Origin of the sequence: Burkholderia aenigmatica (assembly GCF_048627025.1) — a bacterium.
GTDB lineage: Bacteria > Pseudomonadota > Gammaproteobacteria > Burkholderiales > Burkholderiaceae > Burkholderia > Burkholderia aenigmatica.
On record NZ_CP184468.1, the window covers coordinates 125,041 to 139,132 of the forward strand.

General features: G+C 68.5%; 8 protein-coding genes. 4 read left to right on the top strand and 4 right to left on the bottom strand.

What is annotated here, in order from left to right; all coding sequences use genetic code 11:
- Positions 1-76: 76 nt before the first annotated feature.
- Together ACN8ZM_RS00600 and ACN8ZM_RS00605 are read right to left on the bottom strand one after the other, a co-directional pair.
- Positions 77-232, bottom strand: coding sequence for a hypothetical protein (locus ACN8ZM_RS00600; protein WP_420210388.1), 156 nt, complete (start codon positions 230-232; stop codon positions 77-79).
- Between the two features lie 153 nt (positions 233-385).
- Complete coding sequence (locus ACN8ZM_RS00605) at positions 386-1,186, bottom strand: transporter substrate-binding domain-containing protein (protein ID WP_420210389.1); 801 nt, start codon at positions 1,184-1,186, stop codon at positions 386-388.
- A gap of 149 nt (positions 1,187-1,335) precedes the next feature.
- Between ACN8ZM_RS00605 and hemE the strand changes: the two genes are divergently transcribed.
- From hemE to ACN8ZM_RS00625, 4 genes are all read left to right on the top strand, one after another.
- Positions 1,336-2,430, top strand: coding sequence for a uroporphyrinogen decarboxylase (gene hemE / locus ACN8ZM_RS00610; protein WP_041492712.1), 1,095 nt, complete (start codon positions 1,336-1,338; stop codon positions 2,428-2,430).
- 454 nt (positions 2,431-2,884) lie between these two features.
- Positions 2,885-5,146 (top strand): primosomal protein N', encoded by a 2,262-nt coding sequence (locus ACN8ZM_RS00615; RefSeq protein ID WP_301807059.1) that lies wholly within the window; start codon positions 2,885-2,887, stop codon positions 5,144-5,146.
- A 383-nt stretch (positions 5,147-5,529) separates the two neighbouring features.
- Positions 5,530-9,462, top strand: coding sequence for a trifunctional transcriptional regulator/proline dehydrogenase/L-glutamate gamma-semialdehyde dehydrogenase (gene putA / locus ACN8ZM_RS00620; RefSeq protein WP_420210390.1), 3,933 nt, complete (start codon positions 5,530-5,532; stop codon positions 9,460-9,462).
- 84 nt (positions 9,463-9,546) lie between these two features.
- On the top strand, positions 9,547-10,686 hold the full coding sequence (locus tag ACN8ZM_RS00625; protein WP_089449654.1) for a branched-chain amino acid ABC transporter substrate-binding protein: 1,140 nt from the start codon (positions 9,547-9,549) through the stop codon (positions 10,684-10,686).
- Between the two features lie 118 nt (positions 10,687-10,804).
- Here the strand turns inward: ACN8ZM_RS00625 and ACN8ZM_RS00630 are convergent, their stop codons facing one another.
- The gene (locus ACN8ZM_RS00630) at positions 10,805-12,313 is read right to left on the bottom strand and encodes a class I adenylate-forming enzyme family protein (protein ID WP_420210964.1); all 1,509 of its coding nucleotides are present in this window, start codon (positions 12,311-12,313) and stop codon (positions 10,805-10,807) included.
- 63 nt (positions 12,314-12,376) lie between these two features.
- On the bottom strand, positions 12,377-14,029 hold the full coding sequence (locus tag ACN8ZM_RS00635) for an acyl-CoA dehydrogenase family protein (RefSeq protein WP_043184912.1): 1,653 nt from the start codon (positions 14,027-14,029) through the stop codon (positions 12,377-12,379).
- Positions 14,030-14,092: the final 63 nt, after the last annotated feature.

Below are 14,092 nucleotides of genomic sequence, written 5' to 3' on the forward strand. Positions count from 1 at the left end.
TAAGGCTTTCCGGGATTTTTTGCTGTTTTTGAGGGCCTGAAAAAGGTCATTTTTACTCATATTTTCCGTAGCGTTTTCAGCGCATGCGCACGATGCGTTTTTCATGCGTATCAGGCTCGACGAACTGCCGATTTGTACGCGAGAAAATGCGCGATTCGGCCGATACCGCGCATGACGATTCATTCGTCAGAAAGATTTTGAAACGTGATTGGCCTGCGCGGAAGTCGGCCATTCGGCCAATTCGGCGCCTTCGGGCCGATTTTGCGGGCGCGGGCATGCCGTGTCGAAGTGTAACGGCGGCGCTTCGGCCGCCGCCGCGCAGCGGCTTTCGCGGGCTGCGGCCGCGGGGTCGGTGCCCGCTATCGGCCGCCGTGCGCGTACCCGCTTACTTCAGCCACTTGTCCGAAATCGCCTGGTATTCGCCGGTCGACAGCGCGAGATGCAGCCATTGATCGACGTACTGCTGGAACGCGACGTCGCCGCGCGGCACCATGTACGCCTTCTCGCCGAACTGGAACGGCTTGTCCGGATGCACCGAGCACAGGCCCGGATTCAGCTTTTGCTGCAGCAGCGTCTCGGACGCATCCGTCACCATCACGTCCGCCTTGCCCGCGAGGATCTGTTTGAAGATCGTTACGTTGTCCGGATAGACGGTGAGGTTCGCGTGCGTGAAATACTGCTTCGCGAAACGCTCGTTGGTGCCGCCCGGGTTGACGATCACGCGCGTTTCCGGCCGGTCGATCTGCGCGACGGTCTGGTATTTGCCGGCGTCCGCGCAGCGCACGATCGGTGTCTTGCCGTCCACGACGTACGGCTGCGTGAAGAACACGCGCTTCTGGCGCTCGAGCGTCGTCGACACGCCGCCCACCGCGATGTCGCATTTCGCGACGAAGTCGCCGGTCAGGTTCGGCCAGCTCGTCTTCACGAAGTCGGTCTTCACACCCAGCGATTTCGCGAGCGATTCGGCCATGTCGATGTCGATGCCCTCGAAGCGGCCGTCCGCACGGTAATACGAATACGGCTTGTAGTCGCCCGTCGTGCACACGCGCAGCGTGCCGCGCGCGAGCACGTCGTCGAGCCGCGAGCCGGCGCCCGCTGCGGCGGTGGCGGCGCCCGTGCCGGTCTGCGCATGCGCGGCGGCGCAGCACAGCAGCGCGGCCGCGGCGAGCGTGGCGAATGTCTTCATCGGTCTCCTCCTTGGTTTCGTTCGATATGAGCGTCCGATCATAACGGAGCCATCGCGCGCGTCATATGGCCGCCATCGCGTCGGCATACGCAGCCCTGTGGCGGCTGTCCGGTAAAATGCCGCTTTGCCCTCGCATCGTCGCTCCTACCGTGGCCCATACCCTGCTCAACGACACCTTCCTGCGTGCGCTTCTGCGCGAGCCGACCGACTACACGCCGATCTGGCTGATGCGCCAGGCCGGCCGCTACCTGCCCGAATACAACGCGACGCGCGCGCGCGCCGGCAGCTTCCTCGGTCTCGCGAAGAATCCCGACTACGCGACCGAAGTGACGCTGCAGCCGCTCGAGCGCTTTCCGCTCGACGCCGCGATCCTGTTCTCCGACATCCTGACGATTCCGGACGCGATGGGGCTCGGCCTCGACTTCCAGGTCGGCGAAGGGCCGAAGTTCGCGCATCCGGTGCGCACCGAGGCCGACGTCGCGAAGCTCGCGGTGCCGGACATCGAGGAAACGCTCGGCTACGTGACGGGCGCCGTGCGCGAGATTCGCCGCGCGCTCACCGACGGTCAGGGCCGCCAGCGCGTGCCGCTGATCGGCTTTTCGGGCAGCCCGTGGACACTCGCGTGCTACATGGTCGAAGGCGGCGGGTCGGACGATTTCCGCACGGTGAAGTCGATGGCGTATTCGCGCCCCGACCTGATGCACCGGATCCTCGACGTGAACGCGCAGGCGGTGGCCGCGTATCTGAACGCGCAGATCGAAGCGGGCGCCCAGGCCGTGATGATCTTCGATACGTGGGGCGGCGCGCTGGCGGACGGCGCGTACCAGCGCTTCTCGCTCGACTACATCCGCCGCGTGGTCTCGCAGCTCAAGCGCGAGCACGACGGCGAGCGCGTGCCGGTGATCACCTTCACGAAGGGCGGCGGACTGTGGCTCGAGGAGATCGCGGCGACCGGCGTCGACGCGGTTGGGCTCGACTGGACGGTCAACCTTGGCAAGGCGCGCGAGCGCGTTGCGGGCAAGGTCGCGCTGCAAGGCAACCTCGACCCGACGATCCTGTTTGCGCCGCCGGCCGCGGTACGTGAGCAGGCGCGCGCGGTGCTCGACAGCTACGGCAACCATCCGGGCCACGTATTCAACCTCGGGCACGGCATTTCGCAATTCACGTCGCCCGATCACGTCGCCGAACTCGTCGACGAAGTGCACAGCCACAGCCGCGCGATTCGTAGCGGAGCCGCTGGCTGAACGCAAGCGCTGTCATGCTGCACTGCGGGGTGACAGCGTTTCGCTGTCGGCGCTAAACAGGGCGCAACCCCGCACCGGTTGCCGATTCAGTGCTTGTCAAGACTTGACTTATACACATTTTCCACGTTGCAGCGCGGTAGAGCCCTGTATCGGTCAATTTGTCTCGCTATGGTTCGGTAATTTGAATAGCAGCCTTATGGAATAAGGCTCTGCGGGGCACCGCGACAAGCGCGGAAAATCAGCGGAAAGCGCGGCCCCGCGTGCGTTGCGGCCCGTGAATGGCGAGTTCTCAACAAAGTTATCCACAGGCTGGGCAGGGTATACGGCGATTCCTAATGCGAATCCAAAACTTAGCGCCGAATCTGAAGTTTTACTTTAAGTCCGTCGCCTCGATGCGGGCGCGGATACTGGCCGTCCATGGCCATGCGGCGCGTGCCGCCGCCGGAGCGCTGTCATGAGCGGCACCTATCTGCGCGTCGCGCTCGACCATCCGCTCGCCACCCTGTTCGACTACCGCTGTGATGCGCAGCCGGCGCCCGTGCCCGGCACGCTCGTGCAAGTGCCGTTCGGCAAGCGCCAGGCCGTCGGGCTCGTCTGCGAAGTGACGACTCACACCGACGTGCCGCCGTCCCGGATACGGGCGGTCGACGCGATCTGCACCGACCTGCCGCCGTTGTCCCCGGACTGGCTCGCACTCGTGTCGTTCGCCGCTGATTACTACCAGCGCGGGCGTGGCGAGGTCGCGTTGCCGGCGCTGCCGCAGGCGCTGCGCGATGCCGGGCGCTGGGGGCGGCTGCTCGCGCCCGAGGTGCGCTACCGGCCGACGGAAGCCGGCCGCGCGGCGCTGCCCGATGCGTTGCCCGCGCGCGGTGCCGCGCTGCGGCGGCTCGCGCAGGCGCTGGTCGATACCGGTTCGCTGGCGCTGCCCGATGCGCGCGCGCTGCATCCGAAGGCGGCCGCGACGCTCGACGACTGGGCGGCGCGCGGCTGGGTCGACGTCGAGGAGATCGGCTGGGCCGATGCGCCTGTGCCCAAAGCTGTGGATAACCTGTTGGCAGCCGGTGGACGAACTGTGCCGCCGGCGCTCACGGACCAGCAGGCCGAGGCGCTCGACGCGATCCGCGCCGCGCAGGGCTTCGCGCCGTTCCTGCTGCACGGCGTGACGGGCAGCGGCAAGACCGAGGTCTATCTGCATGCGCTCGCGTCGCTGCTCGACGCGCGGCCGGACGCGCAGGCGCTCGTGCTCGTCCCCGAAATCAACCTGACGCCGCAATTCGAGGCCGCGTTTCGCGCGCGCTTCGCGGGTGCGCTCGCCGACGACGCGATCGTCACGCTGCACAGCGGGCTCGCCGAGGGCGAGCGTGCGCGCAACTGGCTCGCCGCGCATACGGGCCGCGCGCGGATCGTGCTCGGCACGCGCCTCGCGGTGCTTGCGTCGATGCCGACGCTCGCGCTGGTCGTCGTCGACGAGGAGCACGAGCCCGCCTACAAGCAGCAGGAAGGGCTGCGCTACTCGGCACGCGATCTCGCCGTGTGGCGCGCGAAGCAGCTCGGCATCACGGTCGTGCTCGGCTCGGCGACGCCGTCGCTCGAAAGCTGGTGGCAGGCCGAGCAGGGCCGCTACACGCGGCTTACGCTGTCGCGCCGCGCGGTGGCCGACGCGACGTTGCCGACCGTACGGCTGATCGATCTCGAAGAGGAGCGGCGGCGCGGGCGCGCGTCGATGGGCGGGCTGTCGGGGCCGCTCGTCGCGGCGCTGAAGGCGCGGCTCGAACGCGGCGAACAGAGCCTCGTGTTCCTGAACCGGCGCGGTTACGCGCCGCAGCTCGCCTGCGACGCGTGCGGCTGGGTCGCGGGCTGCCCGCGCTGCAGCGCGTACGTCGTGCTGCACAAGCCCGAGCACGCGCTGCGTTGCCATCACTGCGGCTGGGAATCGCGCATTCCGCGATCGTGCCCCGAGTGCGGGAACGTCGACATCGCGCCGCTCGGGCGCGGCACGCAACGCATCGAGGAGGCGCTCGCCGAAGCGGTGCCGGGCGCGCGCGTGCTGCGGATCGACGCGGACAGCACGCGCCGCAAGGGCAGTGCGCAGGCGCTCTTTTCCGATGTGCATGCGGGCGAGGTCGATATCCTCGTCGGTACGCAGATGATCGCGAAGGGGCACGACTTTCAGCGCGTGTCGCTCGTCGGCGTGCTCAATGCCGATACCGCGCTGTTCTCGCATGACTTCCGCGCGAGCGAACGGCTGTTCGCGCAGCTGATGCAGGTGAGCGGCCGCGCGGGGCGCGCCGGGCTGCCGGGCGAGGTGCTCGTGCAGACGCGTTACCCGCGTCATGCGCTGTACCACGCGCTCGGGCGGCAGGATTACGTCGGCTTCGCGAATTCGACGCTCGGCGAGCGCCGCGACGCGCACCTGCCGCCGTTCGTCTACCAGGCGCTGCTGCGCGCCGAAGGGCGCACGCTCGACGCGGCGCTCGCGTTCCTGCTGCAAGCCGCGGCCGCGTTGCCGGGGCTGCCGGGCGCCGATCGCGTGACCGTGTACGACGCGGTGCCGATGACGATCGTCAAGGTCGCGAACGTCCATCGCGCGCAGTTGCTGCTCGAAAGCGCGTCGCGGGCGGCGCTGCAGCATGCGCTGCGCGCGTGGCAACCGGAGTTGCGCGCGCTGAAGGGCGTGCTGCGGTGGAGCGTCGAAGTCGATCCGCTGGATATCTGAGCGGCGCGCCATGCGGCCATCGTGCCGCGTGGCGCTGCGTTGAAGCCCGGGCCGCCGCGCCGGGCGCCTCCGAACCGTCTTTTGCCGCACGGCCGCACCCGGACGCCACGTCCGCCATCACACCCAGTGCAACCCGTTTTCGTCCGCCGCCACGCCCGCGGAAGGTTGCGCACGCATGTCAAACCGGCCCGCTCAGGGAAAACACCGATCCTCCGACCACGGGCAACCCCTAGGTTGCAACCGCATAAGTGGCTGATTATATTGACTAACTTGAGGGTGCAACCTATCTTGCAATTTGGTTGCACCTTTTTATTGCGTGCCGTAGGATTTCGCGCATCCTCTCACACCACATTGCCGGGCTCGCACCGGCGCACGAACCCACCATGGCAAGCACGACTCTCGGCGTCAAAGTCGACGACCTTCTCCGCTCGCGCCTCAAGGACGCCGCCGCGCGTCTCGAGCGCACCCCCCACTGGCTGATCAAGCAGGCCATCTTCGCGTACCTCGAGCGGATCGAGCACGGCCAGTTGCCGCCCGAGCTGTCGGGCCACAGCGGCGTGACGGAGCTCGCCGACGGTCAGTCCGCGGATGGCGACGACGACAACTCGCCGCATCCGTTCCTCGAGTTCGCGCAGAACGTGCAGCCGCAATCGGTGCTGCGCGCGGCGATCACGGCCGCGTACCGCCGCCCCGAGCCGGAATGCGTGCCGTTCCTGCTCGGCCAGGCGCGCCTGCCCGCGAACCTGCAGGCGGACGTGCAGGCGCTCGCGACGAAGCTCGTCGAGGCGCTGCGCGAGAAGAGCTCGGGCGGCGGCGTCGAAGGGCTGATCCACGAGTTCTCGCTGTCGAGCCAGGAAGGCGTCGCGCTGATGTGTCTCGCCGAAGCGCTGCTGCGCATTCCCGATCGCGCGACGCGCGATGCGCTGATCCGCGACAAGATCAGCAAGGGCGACTGGCGCTCGCACGTCGGTCACGCGCCGTCGCTGTTCGTGAACGCGGCGACCTGGGGGCTGATGATCACCGGCAAGCTGGTGACGACCAACAGCGAAGCGGGGCTGTCGTCGGCGCTGACGCGCCTGATCGGCCGCGGCGGCGAGCCGCTGATCCGCAAGGGCGTCGACATGGCGATGCGCCTGATGGGCGAGCAGTTCGTCACCGGCGAGACGATTTCCGAAGCGCTCGCGAACAGCCGCAAGTACGAAGCGCGCGGCTTCCGCTACTCGTACGACATGCTCGGCGAAGCGGCGACGACCGAAGAGGACGCGCAGCGCTACTACGCGTCGTACGAACAGGCGATCCACGCGATCGGCAAGGCGGCCGGCGGCCGCGGCATCTACGAAGGCCCGGGCATCTCGATCAAGCTGTCGGCGCTGCACGCGCGCTACTCGCGCTCGCAGCAGGACCGCACGATGAGCGAGCTGCTGCCGCGCGTGCGTGCGCTTGCGCTGCTCGCGCGCCGCTACGACATCGGCCTGAACATCGACGCGGAAGAGGCCGACCGCCTCGAGCTGTCGCTCGACCTGCTGGAAGCGCTGTGCTTCGACCCGGAACTCGCGGGCTGGAACGGCATCGGCTTCGTCGTGCAGGGCTACCAGAAGCGCTGCCCGTTCGTGATCGACTACCTGATCGATCTCGCGCGCCGCAGCCGTCACCGCCTGATGATCCGCCTCGTGAAGGGCGCGTACTGGGATACCGAGATCAAGCGTGCGCAGGTCGACGGCCTCGAAGGCTATCCGGTCTATACGCGCAAGATCTACACCGACGTGTCGTACCTCGCGTGCGCGAAGAAGCTGCTCGCGGCGCCGGACGCCGTGTACCCGCAGTTCGCGACGCACAACGCGTACACGCTGGCCGCGATCTACCAGCTCGCGGGCCAGAACTACTACCCGGGCCAGTACGAATTCCAGTGCCTGCACGGGATGGGCGAGCCGCTGTACGAGGAAGTCACCGGCCGCGACAAGCTGAACCGCCCGTGCCGCGTGTACGCGCCGGTCGGCACGCACGAGACGCTGCTCGCGTACCTGGTGCGTCGCCTGCTCGAAAACGGCGCGAACACGTCGTTCGTGAACCGCATCGCGGATAAAACCGTGTCGGTGAAGGAACTGGTCGCCGATCCGGTCGACGAAGCGGCGAAGGTCGTGCCGCTCGGCGCGCCGCACGCGAAGATCCCGCTGCCGCGCCACCTGTACGGCGACGAGCGGCCCAACTCGATGGGCCTCGACCTGTCGAACGAACACCGTCTCGCGTCGCTGTCGTCCGCGCTGCTCGCGAGCGCGCATTTCCCGTGGCGCGCGGCGCCGATGCTCGACGACGACACGGTCGCCGACGCGCCGGCCCGCGACGTGCGCAACCCGGCCGACCAGCGTGACCTGGTCGGCACGGTCAGCGAAGCGACGGCCGAACACGTGAGCGCGGCGCTCGCGCACGCGGTGGCCGCCGCGCCGATCTGGCAGGCGACGCCGGTCGATGCACGCGCCGATTGCCTGGTGCGCGCGGCCGACCTGCTCGAAGCGCAGATGCACACGCTGATGGGCCTGATCGTGCGCGAAGCCGGCAAATCGCTGCCGAACGCGATCGCCGAGATCCGCGAAGCGGTCGACTTCCTGCGCTACTACGCCGCGCAGATCCGCGACGAATTCTCGAACGACACGCACCGTCCGCTCGGTCCCGTGGTCTGTATCAGCCCGTGGAACTTCCCGCTCGCGATCTTCATGGGCCAGGTCGCCGCGGCACTCGCGGCCGGCAACACGGTGCTCGCGAAGCCGGCTGAACAGACGCCGCTGATCGCCGCGCAGGCCGTGCGCCTGTTGCGCGAGGCCGGCGTGCCGGCCGGTGCGGTGCAACTGCTGCCGGGTACCGGCGAGACCGTCGGCGCGGCGCTGGTGGCCGATCCGCGCACCCGCGCGGTGATGTTCACCGGCTCGACCGAAGTCGCGCGCCTGATCAACAAGACGCTGTCCGCGCGCCTCGACCCGGACGGCAAGCCGATCCCGCTGATCGCGGAAACGGGCGGCCAGAACGCGATGATCGTCGACTCGTCGGCGCTCGCGGAGCAGGTCGTCGCGGACGTGATGCAGTCGTCGTTCGACTCGGCCGGTCAACGGTGTTCGGCGTTGCGCGTTCTGTGTCTGCAGGACGATGTTGCGGACCGCACGCTGACGATGCTGAAGGGCGCGATGCACGAGCTGGCGCTCGGCAACCCCGACCGGCTGTCGACGGACGTCGGCCCGGTGATCGACGGCGAAGCGAAGCAGACGATCGACACGCACGTCGCGGCGATGAAGGACAAGGGGCACGGCGTCACGCAGCTGCCGGCGCCCGAGGCCTGCGCGCACGGCACGTTCGTGCCGCCGACGCTGATCGAGATCGGCAGCATCGACGAGCTGAAGCGCGAGGTGTTCGGCCCCGTGCTGCACGTGGTGCGTTACCGTCGCAGCCAGCTCGACAAGCTGCTGGAGCAGATCCGCGCGACCGGCTACGGCCTGACGCTCGGCATCCACACGCGGATCGACGAGACGATCGCGCACGTGATCTCGAATGCGCACGTGGGCAACATCTACGTGAACCGCAACGTGATCGGCGCGGTGGTCGGCGTGCAGCCGTTCGGCGGCGAAGGGCTGTCGGGCACGGGCCCGAAGGCCGGCGGCGCGCTGTACCTGCAGCGTCTGCTCGCGACGCGTCCGTCGGGCCTGCCGCGTTCGCTCGCACAGTCGCTGGTGGCGGACGGCGCGGTGGAAGGCGATGCGCGGGGCAACCCGGTGGCGGCGCTGACCACGCTGCGCGACTGGCTGATCGAGCAGCGCGAGCCGGCGCTGGCCGCGCGTTGCGACGGCTATCTGGCCCAGGTGCCGGCCGGTGCGACCGCGGTGCTGAGCGGCCCGACGGGCGAGCGAAACACGTATACACTCGGCCCGCGCGGCACGGTGTTGTGCGTTGCGGCAACGCCGGGCGGTGCGCGTGCGCAGTTCGCGGCGGTGCTGGCGACCGGTAACCGCGCGCTGTTCGCGGGCGCGGCCGGCGAAGCGCTGGTCGCCGCGCTGCCGGCGTCGCTGAAGGCGCATGCGGCCGTGCGCAAGCAGGCCGACGCGCCGTTCGACGCGGTGCTGTTCGAAGGCGACAGCGACGAACTGCAGACGCTCGTGAAGGACGTCGCGCAGCGGCCGGGCCCGATCGTGTCGGTGCAGGGCGTGTCGGTGGGCGCGTTCGAGAACGGCGACGCGGAAGATTACGCGCTGGAACGGCTGCTGACGGAGCGCTCGGTGAGCGTGAACACGGCGGCGGCGGGCGGCAATGCGAATTTGATGACGATCGGCTGATCATCCTTGCCGTTCGGATCAAACAAAGGAAGCGGCAAGGCGATCCCGAAGCCGCTCCATTTACCCTGGTACCAAGGAGATGCTATGCAACACACGATGAAAAAGCTGGCAGGCGCGACGTTTGTCGCCGTCATGTCGCTGGCGGGGACGGCCCATGCGGATGACGTGAAGATCGGTTATGCAGGGCCGATGACGGGTGCGCAGGCGCACTACGGCAAGGATATGCAGAACGGGATCGTGCTCGCGATCGAGGATTTCAACGCGACGAACCCGAAGATCGGCGGCAAGCCGGTGAAGTTCGCACTCGACACGCAGGACGACCAGGCTGACCCGCGCACCGGCACGACGGTTGCGCAGAAGCTCGTCGACGACGGCATCAAGGGCATGCTCGGCCACTTCAACTCGGGCACGACGATCCCGGCCTCGCGCATCTACGCGAACGCGGGCATCCCGGAAATCGCGATGGCGACGGCACCGGAATACACGCAGCAGGGTTACAAGACGACCTTCCGCATGATGACGTCCGACACGCAGCAAGGCTCGGTGGCCGGCACGTTCGCGTCGAAGGATCTCGGCATGAAGAAGATCGCGATCGTCGACGACCGCACGGCCTACGGCCAGGGTCTCGCCGACCAGTTCGAGAAGGCCGCGAAGGCCGGCGGCGCGACGATCGTCGACCGCGAATTCACGAACGACAAGGCTGTCGACTTCAAGGCAATCCTGACCAAGCTGAAGGCTGCGAAGCCGGATCTCGTCTACTACGGCGGCGCGGATTCGCAGGCTGCACCGATGGTCAAGCAGATGAAGACGCTCGGCATCACCGCTCCGCTGATGAGCGGCGAAATGGTGAAGACGCCGACGTTCCTGAAGATCGCGGGCAACGCGGCCGACGGTACGATCGCTTCGCTGGCAGGTCTCCCGCTGGAAGAAATGCCGGGCGGCAAGACGTACGCGGACAAGTACAAGAAGCGCTTCGGCGAAGAAGTGCAGACGTACTCGCCGTATGCGTACGACGGCGCGATGGCGCTGTTCAACGCGATGAAGAAGGCCGATTCGACCGATCCGGCGAAGTACCTGCCGCTGCTCGCGAAGACCGACATGGCCGGCGTGACGTCGACGCACGTCGCGTATGACGCGAAGGGCGACCTGAAGAACGGCGGCATCACGATGTACAAGGTCGAGAAGGGCGAGTGGAAGCCGCTGAAGAGCATCGGCGGCAAGTAAGCAGCCGGTGACATGACGCGCGGGCAGCGGCGAATGTCGCAGCCCCGTCGATCATGCGAAAAAGCCACCGGGCCGTCGGGCCGGGTGGCTTTTTCTTTTTCCGTGGCCGGGCCAGCGGCTATTCGCGCCGCACGCGCAGCAGGAACTTCTGCAGCTTGCCGGTCGGCGTGCGCGGCAGCGCCTGCGCGAACGTGAATTCGCGCGGGATCTTGTACGCGGCGAGCCGCGCGCCGCAGAACGCGCGCAGCGCGTCCGCGTCGGGCACGGTGCCCGCGCGCAGCACCACGTGCGCGACGACCGTCTCGCCCCAGTCGGGATGCGGGACGCCGACGACGGCCGCCTCGGCGATGTCCGGGTGCGCGCCGAGCACGTCCTCCACTTCCTTCGAATAGACGTTTTCGCCGCCGGTCACGATCATGTCCTTCAGCCGGTCGACGATGAACAGGTAGCCCTCCTGATCGATCCGCGCGATGTCGCCGGTGCGATACCAGCCGTCCGGCGCGAACGCGGCGCGTGTCGCGGCCGCATCGTCGAGATAGCCGAGCATCATGCTGTCGGTCTTCAGCCAGATCTCGCCGGTCTCGCCCGGCTGCGCATCGATGCCGTCCATCCGCACGACGCGCAGGTCGACGCCCGGGCCGCCCGTGCGGCCGATCGAACCGGCCTTCGCGACCTGCTCGTCCGGATACAGCGTCGTGCCGGCCGGGCCCGCCTCCGTCATGCCGTACACCTGGAAGAACGCGTCGCTGCGATACGCGCGCGCGAGCCGCTCGGCCTGCGCGGGGCCGATCGGGCCGCCGCCGTACAGCCAGGCGCGCACGCTCGACAGGTCGAACGCCGCGAAGCCGTCGATCGTGTCGAGCGGCAGCAGGTACGACACCGGCGCGCCGAAATACAGCGTCACGCGCTCGCGTTCGATGGCCTGCAGGAATCGCAGCGGATGGTATTCGCGCAGCAGCACGACGGTGCCGCCCGCGACCAGCGTGCCGCCGAACCAGTTGTTCAGCGGTGACGAATGCCAGATCGGCATCGCCATCAGCGTGCGCTCGTTGCGGCCGATGCCGATTGCGAGCGCCGCCTGCATTGCCGCGAGCGTCACGGTGCGGTGGCTGTGCACGCAGCCTTTCGGGTGGCCGGTCGTGCCGGACGTATAGAGGATCTGCGCGATGTCGCCGTCGGCCGGCTCGATGCCCGCGAGGCCGTCCCGCGTCGCGCACAGCGTGTCGAAGCACGGCACGCCGTCGAGCTCGCCTTCGGTCACGAGCCGCCTCGCGGGATGCACGAGGCGTTCGATCACCGGTGCGAGCGCCACGTCGAACAGCAGCGCCTTGCTGCGGCTGTGTTCGAGCACGTAGTCGACTTCCGGCGCCTGCAGCTTGTGATTGATCGGCACGAACGTCGCGCCGAGCCGCCACGCGCCGAACATCAGGTCGACGAAGGCCGGCGTGTTGAAGCACATCGCGGCGACGCGGTCGCCGGCCGCGATGCCGAGCGCGCTCAGCACGGCCGCCGCGCGGTGCGAGCGCTCGCGCGCGGCGGCATAGGTGATCGTCTCGGATTCGCTGACGAGGAACGGCTTGTCGGGCGTTGCACGGGCGGCGCGGTCGAGGGCGGCGACGAGGTTCATCATCAGGGCTCCGGGCGGGCGAACGAAGGCGAACTGGGCCTTGCTAAGCGATCCGAAAGGACATCAGGCCGGGTACGCGCGCTGCAGCAGCGCAGCGACGTCGATCGCGTGCGGGTCGAAGCCGCCCGCGATGCGGCCCCAGTCGGGCGCGGCGAGCCGCGTCGCGACGAATGCATCGGCGACGGCCGCCGGCGCGTCGCGGCGCAGCAGGCATGCCTGCGCGACCACCGCGAGCCGCTGCGCGAATACGCGGCCGGACGCCTCGAGCGTGTCGGCCGGCGCCGCGAGCATCGCGCGCAGCGTATCGAGCGCCGCGCGGATGCGCGGTTCGCCCGCGCCGAGGTCGGCGAGTTCGGCGAACAGCGCGGCAGCCGCGTCGGGTTCGCGCGATATCGCGCGCAGCACGTCGAGGCACATCACGTTGCCCGAGCCTTCCCAGATCGAGTTGACGGGCGCCTCGCGGAACAGCCGCGCGATCGGGCCGTCGTCGACATAGCCGTTGCCGCCGAACACTTCCATCACTTCGCCGGTCAATTCCACCGCGCGCTTGCACACCCAGAATTTCGCGGCGGGCGTGACGATGCGCTTCCATGCGCGTTCGCGCGGCGAGTCGTCGCGCTCGAACGCGTCGGCGAGACGCATCGACAGGGAAAGGGCCGCTTCGCTTTCGAGCGCGAGATCGGCGAGCACGGTGCGCATCAGCGGCTGCTCGGCGAGCGCGCGGCCGAACGCATGGCGCTGGCGCGTGTACGCGATCGCCTGCACGACGCCCTGGCGCAGCATCGCTGCGCTGCCGAGCACGCAGTTCAGCCGCGTGTAGGTGGCCATCTCGATGATGGTCGGAATGCCGCGACCTTCGTCGCCGAGCATGATGCCCCACGCGTCGTTCAGCTCGATCTCGCTGCTCGAGTTGCTGCGGTTGCCGACCTTGTCCTTCAGCCGCTGGATCTCGACCGCGTTCTTCGTGCCGTCCGGGCGCCAGCGCGGCACGTAGAAGCACGACGGGCCGCCGGCTTCGGTGCGCGCGACGACGAGGTGCGCATCGCACATCGGCGCGGAGAAGAACCACTTGTGGCCGCGCAGCCGGTATTCGCCGCCGCGTCCGCCCGCGCCGACGGCGGTCGCGAGCGTCGTGTTCGCGCGCACGTCGGAGCCGCCCTGTTTCTCGGTCATGCCCATGCCGAACCAGATCGAACGCTTGTCGGCGACCGGCACGTCGCGCGGATCGTAGTCGTCGCTGTAGAGCTTGTCGCGCAGCAGGTCCCACAGCGCGGGTTCCTTCTGCAGCACGGGGATCGCGGCCTGCGTCATCGTCGCCGGGCACAGCGTGCCGGCCTCGATCTGGCCATGCAGATAGAAGCCGGCCGCGGTCGCGGCCCAGCGGCCGCGGCGCGACTCGCGGAACGCGAGCGACACGAAGCCTTCGTGGCGGTACTGGCCGAGCAGCGTGTGCCACGCCGGGTGGAAGTCGACGCGATCGATGCGCCGGCCGCGCCGGTCGAACGTGTTCAGTTCCGGCGTGTGGCGGTTTGCTGCGTCGGCGAGCCGTGCGGTGTCGGCGCTGCCGAGCCGCGCGCCGTACGCGTCGAGCTGCGGCATGGCCCAGTCGGCGCCCGCGCGGGTGAGCGCGTCGCGCAGCGCGATGTCCGTCGCGAAGAGGTTATAGTCGACCAGTTCGTCGAACTGGTTCGTGACGGCGTGAGTCGATTCGGTCATCGAGGTTGTCTCCGGTCTCATGCTTCGCGGGCGGCTGGCGCCATGCCGCACGGATGGCGCGTC